We start from the raw sequence: 17,800 nt of genomic DNA, 5'->3' as shown, positions 1-17,800 counted from the left end.
TCGCCCCTGCCCGGCGCCTTCGCCCGCGGCCGCGCGCGCGCTCCGCGCGCAAAGTCCGCGGCGCGGGCGACGTGGATCGCAGGAAGCCAACGCCGGGCGGCGCGATCGCAGCGCGTCGTCGCGACGTGCTGTTGCACGATTCGCCCGGAGGGCGTGTCAACGCGGGTTCACGGAGCGCCGTGGGCGGGCATGGCGCGCCGCGGGCGGGCATGGCGCGCGTCCTGGACCCGCCGCGGACGTGTGGTCAGAGGTAGCGCTCGACGGAGAGGCCGCGGCCGAGCGCCACGTCCTTCAGCACCTGGGTCATGAGCAGGCCCTCCCGCCAGCGGGGCGCGAGCTGGCTCGCGGTCTCCACGCGCAGGGAGCGGTCGAGCGGCAGCCACTCGTACTCCACCAGGTTGAAGAGGTAGTTGAGGATCTGGATGGTCCGCTTCGTCTTCTTGCTCACCCGGTAGCGCACGCGCTTGCTGATGGGCAGGTGGCAGAACAGGTCGAGCGCCATGCACTGGCGCATGATGAACGCCGAGGTGTGGACCTCGAGGGGCCCCTCCGCCGTCTCCCTGGGCTCGTCCCGCTGCTCGACCGTGCCCCGCTCGAGGTCGACCTCGAAGACGTACCGCTCGGCGCCCTGCAGCACGTACGTGATCGGCCGGCCGCGGAACACGCGGCGGAGGGGCGCCGGGATCACGGACACGAAGCGGGAGAAGTACTTCTCGACTTGCCCCTTCGTGACCTTCGTGCGCGCCTCGATGGCGTAGAACTTCTCGAGCTTGTCCTTCTTCTCCTCGCGGTAGCGCTCGAGCATGGCCTCGCGATCGTCGAAGTAGCGCGCCGTCTCCGGCGAGATCGAGAACCCCGCGTCGGTGGACCACGAGTCGCCCGACAGCATCACCTTGAGCTCGGGGGACGTGATTCCGTGTTTGCGGAAGTAGTCCTCCACCATCCTGGGTGTCTGGATCGTGCTGTTGAACGAGAAGACGTCCTTGTGGAGGAAGCAGTGGTTGCTCGCGAAGGGGACGGCGTAACGCGCGCCCGTGCGCCGGACGAACTTCGCGAAGCCGGCGATGTAGCCCTCGATGTCGTCGACGGGCGCGCCGGGGGCGTCGACCACGTCGTAGCAGAGGCGGCCGTTCGCCGAGCTGTGGCTGCGGAAGACGAAGTCGATGCGGGGGTGGCGCGCGAGGACCTGCTGGAGCGGCGCGCCCATGAGCTTGGCGTCGTTCGCGTTGAAGAGGGTGATCCCCTCCGCCTCCATGACGAGGGCGCTGTCGAGGAAGGGGCCGAAATGATAACTCGTCACCGCGAAGTCGCGGCCAAGGCGGAAGGTCTCGCCGTGCTGGAGCTCGATGACGTTCTTGAACCCCATGTCGAGGAGATCGCGCTTCATCCGGTCGTAGGGGCCGCGCGGGATGATGACCGGCGTCTCCTTGCCCAGCTTGCGCAGCGAGGGGCCCTGGAAGTGATCCCAGTGGATGTGGGTCAGGTAGATGAAGTCCGGGCGCAGCGCGTCGACGACCTCCTCCTTGGGAGGAGGGTAGTTCCACCACGAGCGCCAGTACGTGCTGCCGACGAGCCAGGGATCCGTGATGAGCGAGATGCCGGCGGAGCGGACATGGAGAGCAGCGTGCGAGAGGACCTCGAAAAACATGTGGACTCCGTTGCGCAGCGCCGGTGCGGCATTCAGGCGCGCCCTCGCGCGCACAAGGTGTGTCGCCAGCCTCGCGGCGACGCGAACCTAGCCCGCAACGCGGAGGCCTGTAAAGCAGGAACCTCCCTCCCTGGCGGTGCCCGGTAGCAAAAATTGATCCAACGGTGCTGGGCTGTCGCCGGGGCCTCCTGGACACCCGCGGCAGGCGCGTATCGGCTCTGCGTCCTGGGCTGTTTCGGGCTATGGACCGATCGTGCTTTCCGGTCGTGCCCTGGCGCTTGCGGTCCTCGCGTGGTCGTTCCTCAAGGTCACGGTGCGCCGTCTCTTCGACGGCCCGAGCGGGATCGCGCTCTTTCACGAGAACTACGACGCCGACCGGCTGCCGCCGCTCTCGCCCGCCGAGCGCGCCGCGCTGCCCGGCTTCTCCCGCTGCATCGCGTGCGGGCGCTGCGACCTCGGCGAGGCCGAGCGCATCGCCGCGTCCAGGGGGGCCTACCCGGGGCTCATGGCCGTGGTGCTCGCGTCGTCGCGGAGCATGCCGGACTTCGACGCCGCCGCGCTCGCGCTCGCGCACGTGCCGGAGGAGGTGCTCGCCGACAAGGAGAGGATCTGCCCGACCGGCGTGCCGTTCCGCGAGCTGGCCCGGTTCGTGAGGACGAAAGCGAGAGCAGAGGCGAAGCCGGAGCCCGCCGGCGCGCTGCCCGCCGCCGGCCCGGGCGGAGGGCCCGCCGCGCTCGCGCTGGTCGCCTCCGTGGCGCCGCCCCCGGGCGAGCTCGACCCCTCGACGGCCGACCGGGCCGCGCCCGAGGCGATGTGATGGGGCTGGTCAGCCTGCGCGCCGCGGCGAGGCCGCTCGCCGTCCTGCTCCTGCTCGCCACGCCCGCCTGCTCTGCTCACCAGCCGGTGGCGCCCCGGTCGAGCGACGACGCGCGGCGCGAGCCGATGCCCTCCTCGGTGAGCCCGGCCCGGGCGCCGGCACCCGCGCCGAGCCTGGACGAGGACGACGACCCGGCGGAAGACGAGCGCCGCATCTCCACGCCGATCGCCCCCGCGAGCGCCCGGACCGCGGCGAAGGGCGTCCCGATCCAGCGAGGGCGCGCGACCTACTACGCCGACAAGTTCAAGGGCCGCTCCACCGCGAGCGGCGAGCGCTACGACCCGCGCGCGCTCACGGCCGCGCACCGGACGCTCCCCTTCGGGGCGCTCGTCGACGTGGTCCGCCGGGACGGGCGCCGCGTGCGCGTCCGGATCAACGACCGCGGGCCGTTCAAGCGCGGCAGGATCATCGACCTGTCGCGCAAGGCCGCCGAGCGGATCGGGCTCATCAAGGACGGCGTCACCGACGTGACGCTCGAGCTCATCTGGAAGCCGGCCCGGCGGCCGCGCTGAGCGCGCAGCGGCGCCGCGGAGGTGCGGCGCGGCCGCACCTCCGCGGCGCCGACCGCGCGGCCGGCGCCGCAGCGGTCGGGCCGCTACTGGACGAGGCTGAGCCGCGGGGCCGCCGCGAACGCGGCGAGGTGGCCGCTCTCCTCGGCGACATAGACGTCGCACCGCTCGTCCACGCGCAGGAGGTCCGGGATGAGGTCGGTCGGCACCTTGCCGAGCAGCGCGCCGTCGCGCGGGCGGACGACGTGCACCTCGCTCTGCGGCACGAACAGCGCGCCCGAGCGGAGCACCGGCTCCAGGCGCCGCGGCCGGTCCCCCTCGACGCCGCCCGCGATGACGTGCCGGTACCGGACCGCGCCATCCTGCGCGCCGACCCCGATGATCTCGCCGGCCTCGCTGTTCACCACCACGACGTCGTCGACCATCAGGCACGAGGCCGTCGATGCGCACGCGGTCAGGTCGAAGCGCGTCGCGCCCGTGCGGCGATCGAGGCCGACGAGCCCCGTGCCGCGCCGCCCGTGCGTCACCACGCACACCGTCTCCGGGCCGAGCAGCGGCGCGCCCACCGGCGCGACGTGCCGCGGCAGATCGACCGTCCACCGCGCCTCGCCGGACCACGGGTCGAGGTGGTGCAGCCGCGCCCCCCCGCGGCCGACGAACGCGCCGTCGCCGGCCACCGCGAAGAGCGCGTCGTGGTCGACCGCCACCGGCGACGCGAACGGGAGCCGGTCGCAGAAGCGCCAGACCACGTCGCCGCTCAGCACGTCGAGCGCCGCGAGCGCGGGCTCGCCGCTGCCGACCACGACGAGCTTGCCCGCGCGGCGCAGGCGGAAGTTCTCGCCGCGCCGCGCGGCGTAGCGCCAGCGCACCTCGCCGGAGTAGAGGTCCACGGCCGCGAGGTGGCGCGTGCCCTCGCTCACGATGAGCATCCGGGGGAGGCCGGGGGCGCTCACCACCGCGCCCGAGGCGTTCGCGCCGACGCGCGGCGAGAGGCGCGCCGACCAGGCGACCTCGCCCGTCGAGAGCTCGTGCAGCTGCAGCGTGCCGTCGGGCAGGAGCCGGCCGAGGCCGACGGGCGTCATCACCGAGACCGCGCGCGGGGCCTGCTTGCGCCAGAGGCACTCGCCGGTGCGCCGGTCGATGCAGGTGAGCTCGCGCGTCGAGCCCACGACGAGCACGTCGCCGCACAGGAAGGTGGCGCGGAGGTCGAGCGACGGGATGGCCGCGACCCACCGGGCGGTGAAGCGCAGCCGGGTCCGGCCGAACGTGTCCTCGGCGGCGGCCTGCGGGCGCGCCGCCGCCGCCGCGAAGGCGCGGTACGTCTCCGGGGCCACGTTGATCTTGGCGTCGTTGCGCGTGAGCTCGCGCAGCCGCTCGGCGAGCTCGCGCACGCGCGCCCGGAACTCGAAGAGGCGGAGGTTCGACGCCTGCCCGCGGTCGCGGCGGACGAGGCTGCGCGCGAGCGCCCGCCCGAACGCGACGACGCCCTGCGCGAGCGCCGCCACGTCGACGGCGGGGAAGGTCCAGGTCTGCGCCCGCTCCTCGGCGGCGGCGAAGGCCGAGCCGCGGCCCGAGCCGAGCGCGCGCGGGCCGTCGGTCGGGACGCGGCCGACGCGGGGCACGCCGAGCGTGAGCGAGAGCGCGCCCTCGCTGTGCAGCCGCACGCCGAGGATCGCGCCGCCGACGGTCAGCCGCCGGTGGTAGGGCTGCCGCCGCGCCCAGGCGTCGAGCGACTCGAGCGAGAGCGCCGCGAGCTGCTCGGCGAACGGGAAGATGAAGACGTCGGGCAGCTCCCGCGCCTCCTCGCCCACGAGGACGCGGACCTTGCCGCGGAAGAGGAGCGAGAAGAGGTCGGCCCGGAGCACGGCCGGCTGCGCGAGGGCCGCGCCCGGCGACGTGCGCAGGAGCGCCTCGGCCGCGATGACGATCGGGATCTCGCCGGTCGGCTCGACGCCCACGATCGCCGGCTCGCCCGCGGGCTCGTCGGACGAGAACGGGAGGGCGGCGGCGAGGCTCCGCCGGGCGGCGGGGAGCCGGTGCTCGCCGAGCCCGTGGTGATCGGCGTCGTTCTCGGCGGCGTCGCGGCGCGCGCCCGCGCCGCGGCGCGGGGCGAACCGGTCGAGCGCGGCGAGCAGGCGCGCGGAGAGCGCGTCGCCGTCGAAGCGCCGCTCGTGCAGGGCGATCTCGGGGACGTCGCCGCCGTGGAAGACGGTGACGAGGAGATCGCGCCCCACGCGCTCCAGCCCGAGCTCCCAGGCGTCGGGGTCGAGGCGCAGGCGCACGACGGCGCGGGCGCGGCGGCCCGAGGCGAGCTCCGCCGCGGCCTCGGCGAGGTCGCAGAGCAGCGGGAGCGCCTCGGTCTCGGCGCGGAGCGGCAGCGCCGCTTCATCGAGCGGAGGCGGCGCGTTGCGCGCCCCCTCCAGGAGGAAGTCGAGCACCTCGTGCAGCGACGTGCGCTCGGGCTCCGGTGAGCATCGGGTGTTGTCGGCGACAAGTGACAGTCCGGGCATCCGTTGCGGGATGCTAGGCAGCGCGCCGCCGGGTCCTAAGTTTTGTGCGCGGATAGCCGCGGAGTGGACAAGCCCGTGCCGCCTGGCTACAGAGCGCCGGCGCGGGGCGCCCGCCGCCTCGGCGCGGGGCGCCCGCCGCCTCTCGCCTCGCGGCTGCTCGCGGACAGGCGGCGCGCGCGGAGCGACGCGTGCCCGGCGCGGGGCCCGTCCGGAGCGCGCGTATCGCGCTGCGCGCTGCGCGCGATACGTAGAACGATTGGCAATCCAGCTGGACGTGCGACACTGCGCTCCCGAGCGTTATGCCCCCCGAGAGACCGCCCCATTTCTCGATGCTCCGGTCGTTCGCGCTGGCCGATTTCTTCACGCTGGCGAACGCGGCGAGCGGCACGCTGAGCATCCTGCTCTGCCTCAACTACGTGGCCGAGCGCGAGCGCGTCTACATCTGGGTGGTCTTCGCGCTCCTGCCGCTCGCGCTGGCGTGCGACGTCCTCGACGGCACCATCGCGCGGTGGCGCCGCAAGCACTCGCCGCTCGGGGCCGATCTCGACTCGCTCGCGGACGTGGTCTCGTTCGGCGTCGCGCCCGCGGTCCTCGGCTTCGCGCTCGGCCTGCGCGGGCCGTGGGACGCCGCCGCCCTCGTCTACTTCGTCGCCTGCGGCATCAGCCGGCTGGCCCGGTACAACGTGACGGCGGCCGAGCTGTCGGACGAGCGCGGGAAGGTGCGGTACTACGAGGGCACGCCGATCCCGACGAGCTTGCTCATCGTGCTGCTCTTCGGCGTGCTCTTCGCGAACGGGCGCGTCCACGAGCAGATCTGGCTCGGCTCCATCGCGCTCGGCCCCTGGGCGTTCCACCCGCTCAGCCTGGTCTACGTGGTGAGCGGCAGCGCCATGGTGAGCGGCACGCTGCGGATCCCGAAGCCGTAGGCGAGGGGGAGACGGCGGCCGGCGCGGCGCGGGCCGGCGCCGCGGGCGCGCTCCGCGGCGCCGGGCGGGCCGGGGCCCCTCGCGCCGCGCGGCGTCGCGCGCGCTGCGGGGGCGGCTCGCGTGGCCCTCGATCGCGGGGGGCCCGCGGCGATAGACTGGTCGCGATGCGGCTTTGCAGGAGCTGTGGCGCCTCGCTGGAGGCAAGTGGTGACGGCGGCACGTGCCCGCGCTGCGGCGCCGACAACCTCGTCGCGGCCGCCGCGGCGCCCGGACCGCGCGGGCCCGACGCCGCGCCCGCGGCGGGGCCCCCGAAGGCGGTGAAGGTGGCGCTCGCCGCGGCGATGGCGGTCGTGGGGGTCGGCTTCGCGGTGATGTTCGTCGCGCGCGTCGACCCGCCGCAGGATCCCGCGCCGCGGTCGCGCCGGGCGACGGCGCGGCCCGGCGCGTCGGCGCGCAAGGAGGCGGGGCCGCTCGGCCCCGCGGGCGCGCCGCTCGCGACGTACCTGGACGCGCTTTGCTTCGCCGACGCGAACGGCGACGACGTGCCCGATCCGGTGCTGTGGCAGGACGGCGAGACGCGCGGGCAGGTCGTGGCGGTCGACGGCCGCAGCGGGCAGGGGCTCTGGGCCTCGCAGGCGTTCGAGAAGCCGGACGCGCTCGCCTGCCCGGACCCGACCACGGTGCTCGCGGGCGGCGAGGAGGACCCCACGCTGCGCGCGCTCGACGCCCGCACCGGCAAGGAGCGCTGGGCGGCGAAGCTGCCCGCGGTCCCGGACGAGGTCGTCCGCGGCGACGGCTGCGTCACCGTGCTGATGAAGGACGGCGCGACGGCGGGGATCAAGCTCGGCGGCGGCGAGGTGGCCGAATGCCCGGGCGCGCCGCCGCCGGGGGCGACCGCGGGGCGCTTCTGGGAGCGGAAGCGGAACCCCCAGGTGGTCCAGGTCGGCGACGTCGAGATCGCGCTCACGGCGAAGACCGACGGGCAGCCGATGCTCGCCGCCGAGGGGCGGCGCGGGACCACGTCGCTCTGGAAGCAGAGCCTGCCGGCGCGCGCGCCGGTCTCCGCCGGGCGGCCGGACCTGTTCCTGGCCGCGAGCGGCGGCGCCGCCGTCGTGCTCGGGGTCGACGCCGCGGACGAGGCGGAGCTGCGGATCCTCGCCCTCGACCCCGCGTCCGGCGCGATCCGGTACGAGCGCGCGGCCGGTCACCTCGGCGGCAAGGTCGCGGCGGTGAAGGCGTCGGGCCCGTACGTGTACGTGGTGAGCGGCGCCGCGCTGCGCGCCGTCGATCCGGCGACCGGCGACGCCGTGTGGCGCGCGACCGCGCCGCCGAAGGCGCCGTGACGGCGCGCTGCGCGCCCGCCGCGGCCAGCAGCGCACCGCCCTCCGGCGAGCGCCGCGCTCAGCGAGGCGCCGCTCAGCGAGGCGCCGCTCAGCAGAGGCAGCCGACGAATGTGCCCGAGAAGAGCGGGCGCTCCATGACCGCGGCGCCGCACGTCGGGCAGATGTCGCCGAGCTTGAGCTGGCGGGGCGGCGGCGCCGGCTTTGCCGGCTGCGCGCTCGCCGACGGCGCGGTGACCGCGAGCGGCTGGAACTCCACGATCGACACGCGGGAGAAGCCCTGCTTCGGGGTGGCGCTGCGCTGCGGTGAGGCGAGGAGATCCTGCTTGCTGCGGACCGGCAGGATCGGCTTCGACATGTTGATGTAGGCGAGCTCGGACGTGTAATACGCGGGGTCGAGCATGCGCGCGTCGTCGGGCTGCACGACCCCGTGCTGAAAGGCCTCGATCAACATGTCGACGTCGGTGCGCGCGTTGCGGTTGCGCGCGGCGTCCACGAGGAAGAGGCCGTTGCCGTAATAGGCGGCGTTGAGCCAGAAGCCGGTGCCCGCGGTGTGGTAGCCGCCGGTGGCCCACTTGTATCCGCGCAGCCCGCGCACGTGCGCCGTGAGCGCGTTCGCCAGCGCATACGAGGTCATGCCGAGGGGAAGGAGGCTGACGAGCGCTGCCGGGTGGAAGTTCAGGCAATCGCTGCAGCACACAGGCACCGTCGGCACGAGCGCCTGCGCCGGGTCGATGCACACCTGGACTTCCGATTCGCTGCGATAGCAGCCGGTGAAACAGGAATGCCGCTCGACGGCGGCGAGGAGTGCGGCGGGGAGTGCCATGAGAGCAACTATACCGTTCGCCAGGGCGCATGGCTGCCGCGAGCACCGCGGTTATCGCCCTGACCGCGCGGCCACCGGCGGACCCTGGCGGTCGTTGCACGCGCGCTCACGGCCGGGCGAGCGCGATTGCGTCCGTCATGCGCCTGCCACAGGATCGCCGCGCGTGGTGACGGCCGTACAATCCGAACGCCTGCTTCCCGGGCGATGTGTCCTGGTTGGAGCGCGCGCAGCGGTGCCGGACAGCGCGCCGCGGCCTCGGGCAGGCGTCCGCTCCCTGTGCGCGCGAGGGCGCGGCGCGGGCGCGCTGGCGGCGTGACCGGGGCGAGGCGCTCGTGACCGGGGCGAGGCGCTCGTGGCTCGTCGCGCTCGCGGGCGCGCTGACGGCGCTGATTCCGGCGCTCGCGCTGTCGGGGTTCACGGTCGACGACGCGCTGATCACGGCGCGTTACGCGCACCACATCGCGCGGGGGATCGGGTATCGCTTCAACGCCGCTGGGCCGGTGACCGACGGCGTGACGCCGCTCGGGTGGGCGTTCGTGCTGGCGCCGTTCGCGGCCGGGGGGCCGCTCGCCGCGCTCACCGCGGCGAAAGCGATCGGCGCGGCCGCGTGGACGCTCTCCGCCGGGGCGCTGGCGCTCGCGATCGATCGGGCCTCGGACCGGCCGGTCCGCTTCGCGGCGCTCGCGCTGCTGCCGGCGTCGGCGCCGCTCGGCGCCTGGAGCGCGGCGGGCATGGAGACGGGCGTCGTGCTTGCGCTCGGGGCGCTCGCGGCGGCGCTGCCGGCGCTCGGCCGTCCGCTCGCCGGCGCGGGCTGCGCCGGGGTGGCGGCGGCGCTCCGGCCTGAGCTCCTGCCGTTCGCGCTGGTGGTGGCGCTCGCGGCCCAGGCAGCCCCGCGGCGCGGCGGCGGGCCGCCGGGGGCGGCGGCAGGGGGGCCGGCGGGGAGGTCGGCCTGGGGGCCGCCGCGCGAGCGGGACGTCGGGCCCGCGGCGTCGCCGTCGGGGGCGGCGTGGCCGCCGGGGCCGGCGTGGCCGTCGGGGCCGGCGATGTGGTGGACCGGCGGGCTCGCCGCGCTCGCGCTCGCGGGCCTGCCCTTCGTCGCCGTGGCGCTGATCCGGCTCTCGGTCTTCGGTCGGCCCGCGCCGCTCGCCGCGCTGGCGAAGGCGCCGGACGCCGCGCTCGGGGCGCGGTACGCGCTCGCCTGTTTTCTCCTCACCGGGCCGCTCGCCCTGGTCGCGCCGCTCGCGTGGCGGGCGCTCCCGGCGTGGCCGCGCGGGCTGCTCGCGGCGGTGGCCGCGCACTTCCTCGCGGTCGCGGCCGCTGGTGGCGACTGGATGCCCCTGTCGCGGCTCGTCGTGCCGGCGCTGCCCGCGGCGGCGCTCGCGGCCGCCTACGTCGCCTCGGCGGCGGACGCGCGCGCCACGGCGCTCCGGATCGCGCTCGCGCTCGCGGGGGAGCTCTTCGTGGCGCTCCGGATCGGGCCGACCGCCGCGCGCGTCGGCGCCGAGCGGTCGCGCGTCGTCGAGGAGCTCCGCGGCCCGCTCGCCGGGGCCGGGGTCGTCGCGGCGCTCGACGTCGGCTGGCTCGGGGCCGCGACGGGCGCGACGATCGTCGACCTCGCGGGCGTCACGGATCCGGCCATCGCGGCCCTGCCCGGCGGGCACACCACGAAGCGGATCCCGGGCGCGCTGCTGGACGCGCGCGGGGTGGACACGCTGGTGCTGCTGCTCGCCGAGGGGCAGCCGCTCGCCGCGCCGTGGACCACGTCGCGGTTCGCGCGCGGGGTGGAGCAGCACCTCGCCCGCCTGCCCGGCGTCGGCGAGGCGTTCGCGCCGGTGGCGGTGAGCGGCGCCCCGCACCTCCGCTACGTGGTGCTGAGGCGCGCGGCGCACATCCCGCGCGTCGAGCCCGCGCCGCCGTCGCCGCCGACGAGGTGAGTCGGCCTGGGTGCCGCGCGCCGCGCGTGGCCTGCGCGCCGCGCGGCGCGCGGGGTGTGCGGGATGTGCGGCGCGCGCCCGCGCGGCGCCGCGCCACGCGGCAGTGGACGCGGCGAGCGCGCAGCTGGCACGCTGTAGAGAAGCGGCATAGCGCCCGGGAGCGGTCAGCTCGATGCAGGCAGCAGAGGTCGTCGACGACCGGTTCGAGATCGAGGAGCACGTCGCCTCGGGCGCGACGGCGCGCGTGTACCGCGCGCGCGACCGGCAGACCGGCGCGACGGTGGCGCTCAAGCTCCTGCAGACGGCCGCGGCGCCGTCGCTGAGCGCCCTCGCGCGCGAGGCGCTCGCCCTCGCGACCCTCGAGATCCCCGGCGTCGTCCGCTACGTCGCGCACGGCGCGACCGCGGGGGGGCGGCTCTACCTCGCCATGGAGTGGATCGACGGCGAGACGCTCTCGGAGCGGCTCGATCGCGCGCCGCTCACGATCGCCGAGACCCTCGCGCTCGCCGCGCGCGTGTCCGAGACGCTCGCCGCCGTCCACGGCCTCGGGTTCGTGCACTGCGATGTGAAGCCGGACAACCTCGTCCTCGAGGGCGGCGAGATCGCGCGCGTCAAGCTCGTCGACTTCGGCGTCGCGCGCTTCTCCGGGGGCGAGGAGGAGCTCCCGGCGCCCGGCGAGATCCGCGGCACGCCCCAGTACATGGCCCCGGAGCAGGCCCGCGGCGAGCACCAGATCGACGCGCGCGCCGACGTGTTCGCGCTGGGCAGCGTGCTCTTCGAGTGCCTGACCGGGCGCGCCGCGTTCGCCGGCGGCGATCCGCTCTCGGCGCTGATGAAGGTCCTCCTCGAGGAGCCGCCGCGGCTCCGGGAGCTCCGCGCCGACGTCCCCGCGGGGCTCGATCGTCTCGTCGCGCGCATGCTCTCGAAGGCGCGGGACGAGCGGCCGCGCGACGGCGGCGCGGTCGCGGCGGCGCTCGCGTCGGCGGGGCTCGGCGGCCGCCCTGACCCGGGCCCGCGGCCCTCGTCGTCCGCGCCGCCGTCATCGCCGGCCCGCGCCCGGGAGATCACGACCTGCGAGCGGAAGGTCATGTGCCTCATCCTGGCCCACGAAGGGCAGGCCGACGCGGAGGCGACCCTCTCGGAGGCCGAGGGCGAGGGCCGCTCTGAGGCGATCCGCGCGCTCGTCGCGCGCCACCGCGGCCGCGTCGAGCTCCTCGACGCGCGGTGGCTGCTCGTCACGCTCTCCGGCTCGGCCGCGCCCACCGACCTCGCGGGCCAGGCGGCGCGCTGCGCGCTGTCGCTCCGGGAGCTGCTCGGCGGCGCGCGCGTCTCCCTCGTCACGGGCCGCGCCGAGGTCGCGGCGCGGCTGCCGGTCGGCGCGGTGATCGATCGCCTGGTCCAGCTCGTCCAGGGGGGCCGCGAGCTGGCCCGGCCGGGGGCGATCCGCGTCGACGAAATGACCGCGGCCCTGCTCGGCGCGCGGTTCGACACGACCCAGGACGCCTCGGGGTGCTGGCTCCACGGCGCGCGCGAGGAGCCCGAGACGCCGCCCTCGCTCCTCGGCCGGCCGACGCCGTACGTGGGCCGCGAGCGCGAGCTCGGGGAGCTCGGCGACGAGATCGCGCGCTGCTTCCGCGACCGGGCCGCGGGCGCCGTGCTGGTGACCGGCGCCGTGGGGGCCGGCAAATCGCGGCTCGCCTACGAGCTCATCCGCTCGCTGCGGGCGCGCGGCGAGCCCGTCGAGGTGTGGATCGGAAAGGCCGATCCGATCAGCGCGGGCTCCGCCTTCGGCCTGCTCCAGCGCGCGCTCCGCCGCGGGCTCGGCCTGCATGACGGCGAGCCGATCGAGTCGCGGCAGCGCAAGATCCGGTCGCGGGTCGAGCGGCGCGCCGGCGCCGCGGCGCCGCGCATCGCGCCTTTCCTCGGCGAGCTCGCGGGCGCGCCGTTTCCCGACGACGACGACGTGCAGCTCAAGGCGGCGCGGCGGCGCCCGCTGCTGATGAGCGACCAGCTCCGCCTCGCCTGGGAGGACTTCGTCGACGCCGAGTGCGCCGCGCAGCCGGTGCTCCTCGTGCTCGACGACCTGCACTGGGGCGATCTGCCCACGGTCACGCTGGTCGAGGCGGCGCTGCGCAACCTGAAGGGCCGCCCGTTCGCCGTGCTCGCGCTGGCCCGGCCCGGCGTGCGCGACCTGTTCCCGAAGCTCTGGGAGGCCCACCTCCTCCGCGAGATCCGCCTCGCGCCCCTCCCGCCGGCGGGCGGCGAGCAGCTCGTGCGGGAGGCGCTCGGCGCGCGGGCGAGCGCGGAGCTCGTGAGATCGCTCGTCGATCGCGCCGACGGCAACGCGTTCTACCTGGAGGAGCAGATCCGCGCCGCCGCCCGCGGCAGGACCGCGGCGTCGCCGGAGACGGTGCTCGCCATGGTGCAGGCGGGGCTAGACGCGCTCGAGCCGGAGGCGCGCCGGGCGCTGCGCGCCGCGAGCGTCTTCGGCGAGGCGTTCTCCGAGGCCGGGGTGGCGGCGCTCGTGGGCAGGGCGGAGGTCGCGCGCGAGCTCGACGAGCTCTCGCGCCGCGAGGTGATCGTGCGGCTCGGGCCGCGGGGCGCGGCGGGCGACGCCGCGTACCGGTTCCGTCACACGCTCATCCGGGAGGCCGCCTACGGCATGTTGACCGAGGGCGACCGGCGGCTCGGCCACGCGCTCGCGGGCGGGTTCTTGGAGCAGCGCGGCGAGGCCGATCCCATGGCGCTGGCCGAGCACTTCGAGCGCGGCGGCGACCCGTCGCGCGCGGCCACCGCGTACCTCGCGGCGGCGCGGCAGGCGCTCCGGGGCAACGACCTCGGCGCGGTGCTCGCCCGCGCGGGGCGCGGCGCCGCGTGCGACCCTGCGCCCGCGACGGCCGGCGAGCTCTGCCTGCTCGAGAGCCAGGCGCACTTCTGGCGCGGGGACCTCGCGCTCGCCGAGGAGCGCGCCGCGCTCGCCGCGGAGCACCTCGATCCCGGCTCCGGGTCGTGGTTCTCCGCGCTCACGCAGATCGTGCTCGCCGCGGGCGCGACGGGCGGCCACGAGCGCGTGGAGCGCTGGGCCGACCGCGCGCGCGACACCGCCGCGCCGCTCGAGGAGGCGAGGTCCGCGAAGAGCATGTGCCTGAGCTCCGCCGCGCTCGTGCTGCTCTTCCGCGGGCGTTACGCGCGCGCGGACGCGCTGCTCGAGGCCGCCGCGCGCGCGATCGAGGGCCTGGCCTCGCCGGATCTCGAGGCGGTCGCGAGCCTGCACGAGGCGCGGGCGATCCGGGCGCACACGCGCGACGACCCCGGGGCGAGCCTCGCGGGCATCGCGGCGGCGCTCGCGGCGTTCGAGCGAGCGGGCGACGTGCGGCGGGCGTGCATGGCGCGGATGAACCTGGGCTACTCGTACGGCCAGGTGGGCCAGATCGAGGAGGCCGAGGCGGCGCTGCGCCTGGCGCTCGCCGAGTCGGAGCGGATGGAGCTCCGCGGCACGACGGCCTACGTGCTCCAGAACCTCGGCCTGGTGCTCGCGTCCGGCGGGCGGCTCGACGAGGCGAGGTCGGTCGAGGAGACCGCCTGCGCGATGCTGGAGCGGCACGGCGATGTGCGCATGGAGGGCTGCGCGCGCATCTACCTGGCGAGCATCCTGGTCCTCGCGGGCGATCCCGAGGCGGCGGCGCGCGAGGCGCGGGCCGCGGAGGGCCTGCTCGACCGGGCGCCGCCGCTGCGCGCGTACGCGGTCGCGGTGCTCGGGCGGGCGCTGCTCCACCTCGGCCGCGCCGCGGACGCGCTCGAGGCCGCCGCGCGGGCGCGCGCGCTGCTCGACGAGGTGGGCGTGGAGGAGGGCGAGTCGGTGGTGCGTTTGGTCCACGCCGAGGCGCTCTTCGCGTGCGGGCAGCGCGCCGAGGCGGCGCGGGCGATCTCGGGCGCGCGCGCGCGGCTGCTCGCGCGCGCCGCGAAGATCGCGGAGCCGGCCGGCCGGGCGCGCTTCCTGGAGCGCGCGGCCGACTGCGCCCGCACGCTGGAGCTCGCGCGGGAGTGGCTCGGCGAGGCGGCGGCCGAGTAGGCGGTGCGGCTCACACAGATCGGCAAATACAAATCGGCAAATCTCTGCGTGAAAATGCAACGCGCTCGATGCTCGAGCGCTTGCGCTAGGCTCGGCGCCCCGCGCGGGATCGACGTATGCCGATGCGACAGCTCTCTCTCTTTGACGACCGCGCGCTCACCCCGGCGCCGGTTTCCGATGGGGCCGCGGCGCTGCTCACCGGCGAGGGCGCGCCGGCCGGCCAGCTCGACCTCTTCGCGCAGCGCACGCTGCGGCTGTCGCTTTCGGCCGAGGCGGTCGCCGCGGGGGAGCTCGGTGAGGCGCGGCGGATGCTTGCGGAGCTGACCGCGCTTCACCCGGCCGACGCCGAGGTTCGTCGCCAGTCCGAGCGGGTCGCCGCGCTCGAGCGGGAGCTCGCGCGCGCAGAGCGCTCGGCCGCCCCGGCGGCGGCGCTGCTCGAGATCACGCGCGGCCTCGAGCCGGCGACCGGCGCCTTCGCGTCGCTGCGCCGCGTGCTCGTGCGCCGGGCCGCGGAGGCGCTCCGCGAGGCGGAGGGGGACGACGGGCGGCTCGAGGGCCAGCCTCCCGGGTACTACTGGCTGGAGGCGGGCGACGTGGCCGAGGCCCACGCGTCGCTCGCGCGCGCGGCGGAGGCGCGGCGGAGCGCGCGCACGTTGTGCCTGCTCGCCGACGCGGCGACGTCGCTCGGGGATCCCGCGGCGCGGCGGCTCTACCTGGAGGCGCTGCTGCGCGATCCGTACGACGCGGCGCTCGCGGCGGCGCGCGACGAGGGGGTGCGCGGGTTGCCCGACGTCGCGCGGTACGAGCTCGAGATCGAGGAGGAGCCGCGGGCGTGGTCCGCGCCCGTGGGGATCGTGACGGGGGTGCTGCCGCCGCCGCTCGGGATCGCGCTCGACGAGGTGGCCTCCGGGGCGCAGCCGGCGCCGGGCGAGTCGGGCGGACCGCCGCGGTCGCCGGGGCAGGAGGAGGCGGTCGCGCGCGCGAGGCGCTTCGTCGCGGCGCTCGCGGCGGCGTCGTCGCGGGAGGCGCGGCGCTCCGGAGAGGCGGTGATCGAGGCGCGGCGGACGATGAAGCGGCTCGCGCCGGCGCTGTTCGCGGCGTACATGGCGCGAGGGGGCGGGGCGCTGCGGGGCGGGTGAGGCGCGCTGCGGGGCGGGTGAGGCGCGCTGCGGGGCGGGTGAGGCGCGCTGCGGGGCGCCGGTGAGGCGCGCTGCGGGGCGCCGGTGAGGCGCGCTGCGGGGCGCCGGTGAGCGCGCGCCCGCTCGGCGGCTTGCCGGTGGAGCAGGGCGCCCGCGCCTGGCCGCGGGTCGGCTACGCTCGGCGGCGGATGAGGAGCCGTCCCTTCATCGCGCTTCGCCTGCCGCACGTCGTGCACCCGGGCGAGGCGCTCGAGGTGGACATCTCGCTCGACAGCGAGTCGGAGACGCCCATCGATTTCGTGCGCGCGACGCTGCAGTACACGCAGGTGCTGCGGCGCGGCCCCGACCAGGAGATCTTCGACGAGCGCGAGCGGCTCGTGATGATCGAGGACGTGGCCGGGCGAGGGCGGCTCGGCGTGGGCGTGCACCGCTACCGGGCGTCGTTCGTGCTGCCGGGCGACCTGCCGCCGACCCACGCCGGCGCGGTCGCCGAGCTCCGGTGCAGGATCCGTGTGCTCGTCTCGATCCCGTGGTGGCTCGACGCCGAGGAGAGCGCGGAGGTCCTCATCCGGCCCGCGCGGACGGCGAGGCCTAAGCTCGAGCCGTTCACCAGCTCGAGCGCCCGCGGCCCCGGCCCCTTCGTCGAGGTGTCGCTGCCCGGTCGGACCTTCGCCCCGGGCGACGTCATGGCCGGCGCGGTCGCCTTCGGCGGCCTCGCGGGGAGCCGCCCCCGCGCCCTCGACGTCGCGCTGATCGGCGTCGAGCGGGCCCGCGCGCAGGGCCGCCGGGCGTCCAGCGAGGTCTACCGCGGCTCGTTTTTCCGGGACCTCTCGGGCGTCCGCGAGGGGCAGGAGGTGCCCTTCCGGCTCGCCGCGCCGGCGGGCCTCACGCCGGCCTTCGGCACCGCCGAGGTCTCGCTGGAGTACGCGCTGGAGGCGGCGATCGAGCACGCGGAGGGCCGGGTGGTGCACAGCGTACCGGTCGTGGTCGGCCCGTTCGCGCCGCGCGGCGGGCGCGAGGAGCTGCGGCCGCGCGTCGGCGCGGATCGCTGGCGCGCGGTCTGGGAGCGGGCGGGTGAGCGGGCGGGCCTCTCGCTGCGCGAGGAGGGCCTCGGGCTCCGCGGCGTCTGTGCGGGCTGCCCGGTCGAGGTGATCCCTGCCGAGGAGCGCTCGACCTCCGGCCTGCGCGCGACGGTGCGGTTCGCGGAGCCCTGGGGGATCGACCTCGCGGTGCGGCCGCGGCGCCTCTTGGAGCGCGGCGGGGTGGTCACCGGGGATGAGGGGCTCGACCGCCGTTTCCGGGTGCGGGGGCGGGAGGAGGCGCAGGTCCTGGCGGCGCTCACGCCGGCGCTGCGGGCCGCGCTGGTCATGTTCCACGAGGCGGATCTCGACGACGCGCGGGCGCGGGTGTGGTGGAGCGTGCTCGCGGCGTCGGATCCACGGGCGCTGAACGCGTTCGTGATGCGCGTCGAGTCGCTCGCGCGCGCGCTCGCCGAGGCCGGAGCGGCGCTGCCGCCGCCTGCGGCGATGGCGTCGTCGCCGCCGGCGTGGCGCCGCTTCGCCGAGGAGAGCGGCGGTTCGCTCCAGGTCGGCCCGATGCGGCTGACGGGCTACCTGGAGGGGGCGCGGTTCGAGGTGGCGACGTTGTTCAAGGGGGCCGCGCCGGTCGGGACGCGCGTCGCGCTGCGGCTGGAGCCGGCGATCGAGGGCGCCGCCGGCGGCTCGATGGCGGCGAAGGAGGCGCTCGCGGCGGCGCTCCGGGAGCAGGTGTCGTGGTTCGCTGAGGTCGAGGGCGGGGTGATCTCGGTCGGGCCAGGGGAGATCGCGGTGAGGCTCGCGGCGGTGCTCGGGAATCCGGCGGCGGCGCGGGAGGTGCTGCGGCCGATGCTGGTGCTCGCGCGGGAGATGCGGCGGGAGCGGCGAGGGGGGCCGTACCGGTGAGGGAGGGCGGGGGAGTGGGGGGCGGGCCGGGCCTTGGCCGATCTCGCCCGACGCGCGGCACCGCGGACGGGCCGGGCCT

General features: G+C 76.5%; 11 protein-coding genes. 8 read left to right on the top strand and 3 right to left on the bottom strand.

The features are described 5' to 3' along the window. Positions 1-244: 244 nt before the first annotated feature. The gene (locus WMF43_RS21595) at positions 245-1,648 is read right to left on the bottom strand and encodes an MBL fold metallo-hydrolase (protein ID WP_437682912.1); all 1,404 of its coding nucleotides are present in this window, start codon (positions 1,646-1,648) and stop codon (positions 245-247) included. 253 nt (positions 1,649-1,901) lie between these two features. Between WMF43_RS21595 and WMF43_RS21590 the strand changes: the two genes are divergently transcribed. Continuing rightward, positions 1,902-2,465, top strand: a complete 564-nt coding sequence (locus WMF43_RS21590) for a hypothetical protein (protein ID WP_437682911.1) — start codon at positions 1,902-1,904, stop codon at positions 2,463-2,465. Beyond that, entirely contained in the window at positions 2,465-3,037 is a 573-nt protein-coding gene (locus WMF43_RS21585) for a septal ring lytic transglycosylase RlpA family protein (RefSeq protein ID WP_437682909.1), read from the top strand. Before WMF43_RS21590 ends, WMF43_RS21585 begins: the two co-directional genes overlap by 1 nt. 83 nt (positions 3,038-3,120) lie before the next feature. Here the strand turns inward: WMF43_RS21585 and WMF43_RS21580 are convergent, their stop codons facing one another. Next, positions 3,121-5,544, bottom strand: a complete 2,424-nt coding sequence (locus WMF43_RS21580; protein WP_437682907.1) for a PQQ-binding-like beta-propeller repeat protein — start codon at positions 5,542-5,544, stop codon at positions 3,121-3,123. Positions 5,545-5,843: 299 nt separating this feature from the next. Here WMF43_RS21580 and WMF43_RS21575 point away from each other — a divergent pair, with 299 nt between their 5' ends. After that, positions 5,844-6,470 (top strand): CDP-alcohol phosphatidyltransferase family protein, encoded by a 627-nt coding sequence (locus WMF43_RS21575; RefSeq protein WP_437682905.1) that lies wholly within the window; start codon positions 5,844-5,846, stop codon positions 6,468-6,470. 164 nt (positions 6,471-6,634) lie between these two features. Next, positions 6,635-7,813 (top strand): outer membrane protein assembly factor BamB family protein, encoded by a 1,179-nt coding sequence (locus tag WMF43_RS21570; RefSeq protein ID WP_437682904.1) that lies wholly within the window; start codon positions 6,635-6,637, stop codon positions 7,811-7,813. Positions 7,814-7,901: 88 nt separating this feature from the next. Here the strand turns inward: WMF43_RS21570 and WMF43_RS21565 are convergent, their stop codons facing one another. Then, positions 7,902-8,636 carry a hypothetical protein gene (locus tag WMF43_RS21565; RefSeq protein WP_437682902.1) on the bottom strand — a complete coding sequence of 245 codons (735 nt, stop codon included), beginning with the start codon at positions 8,634-8,636 and terminating at the stop codon, positions 7,902-7,904. Positions 8,637-8,968: 332 nt separating this feature from the next. Between WMF43_RS21565 and WMF43_RS21560 the strand changes: the two genes are divergently transcribed. The 4 genes from WMF43_RS21560 to WMF43_RS21545 all read left to right on the top strand — a co-directional run bounded on the left by WMF43_RS21560 (position 8,969) and on the right by WMF43_RS21545 (position 17,721). After that, positions 8,969-10,570 (top strand): hypothetical protein, encoded by a 1,602-nt coding sequence (locus WMF43_RS21560; protein WP_437682900.1) that lies wholly within the window; start codon positions 8,969-8,971, stop codon positions 10,568-10,570. 172 nt (positions 10,571-10,742) lie between these two features. Continuing rightward, positions 10,743-14,642 (top strand): serine/threonine-protein kinase, encoded by a 3,900-nt coding sequence (locus WMF43_RS21555; protein ID WP_437682898.1) that lies wholly within the window; start codon positions 10,743-10,745, stop codon positions 14,640-14,642. Positions 14,643-14,764: 122 nt separating this feature from the next. Continuing rightward, positions 14,765-15,781 carry a hypothetical protein gene (locus WMF43_RS21550; protein WP_437682896.1) on the top strand — a complete coding sequence of 339 codons (1,017 nt, stop codon included), beginning with the start codon at positions 14,765-14,767 and terminating at the stop codon, positions 15,779-15,781. Positions 15,782-15,969: 188 nt separating this feature from the next. Next, positions 15,970-17,721, top strand: coding sequence for a hypothetical protein (locus WMF43_RS21545; RefSeq protein WP_437682894.1), 1,752 nt, complete (start codon positions 15,970-15,972; stop codon positions 17,719-17,721). The last annotated feature ends 79 nt before the right edge of the window (positions 17,722-17,800 follow it).

The sequence above is a fragment of the Sorangium sp. So ce131 genome (assembly GCF_051519095.1).
Taxonomy (GTDB): domain Bacteria; phylum Myxococcota_A; class Polyangia; order Polyangiales; family Polyangiaceae; genus Sorangium.
The sequence above is the reverse complement of the archived record's forward strand: the minus strand, read 5'-3'. Positions and strand labels throughout refer to the sequence as shown.

What these genes read in the sequence shown, in the direction of transcription:
- WMF43_RS21580 (WP_437682907.1), bottom strand. Translation starts at nt 5,544, where the DNA reads ATGCCCGGACTGTCACTTGTCGCCGACAACACCCGATGCTCACCGGAG.
- WMF43_RS21545 (WP_437682894.1), top strand. Translation starts at nt 15,970, where the DNA reads ATGAGGAGCCGTCCCTTCATCGCGCTTCGCCTGCCGCACGTCGTGCAC.
- WMF43_RS21570 (WP_437682904.1), top strand. Translation starts at nt 6,635, where the DNA reads ATGCGGCTTTGCAGGAGCTGTGGCGCCTCGCTGGAGGCAAGTGGTGAC.
- WMF43_RS21550 (WP_437682896.1), top strand. Translation starts at nt 14,765, where the DNA reads ATGCGACAGCTCTCTCTCTTTGACGACCGCGCGCTCACCCCGGCGCCG.
- WMF43_RS21585 (WP_437682909.1), top strand. Translation starts at nt 2,465, where the DNA reads ATGGGGCTGGTCAGCCTGCGCGCCGCGGCGAGGCCGCTCGCCGTCCTG.
- WMF43_RS21575 (WP_437682905.1), top strand. Translation starts at nt 5,844, where the DNA reads ATGCCCCCCGAGAGACCGCCCCATTTCTCGATGCTCCGGTCGTTCGCG.
- WMF43_RS21595 (WP_437682912.1), bottom strand. Translation starts at nt 1,648, where the DNA reads ATGTTTTTCGAGGTCCTCTCGCACGCTGCTCTCCATGTCCGCTCCGCC.
- WMF43_RS21565 (WP_437682902.1), bottom strand. Translation starts at nt 8,636, where the DNA reads ATGGCACTCCCCGCCGCACTCCTCGCCGCCGTCGAGCGGCATTCCTGT.
- WMF43_RS21555 (WP_437682898.1), top strand. Translation starts at nt 10,743, where the DNA reads ATGCAGGCAGCAGAGGTCGTCGACGACCGGTTCGAGATCGAGGAGCAC.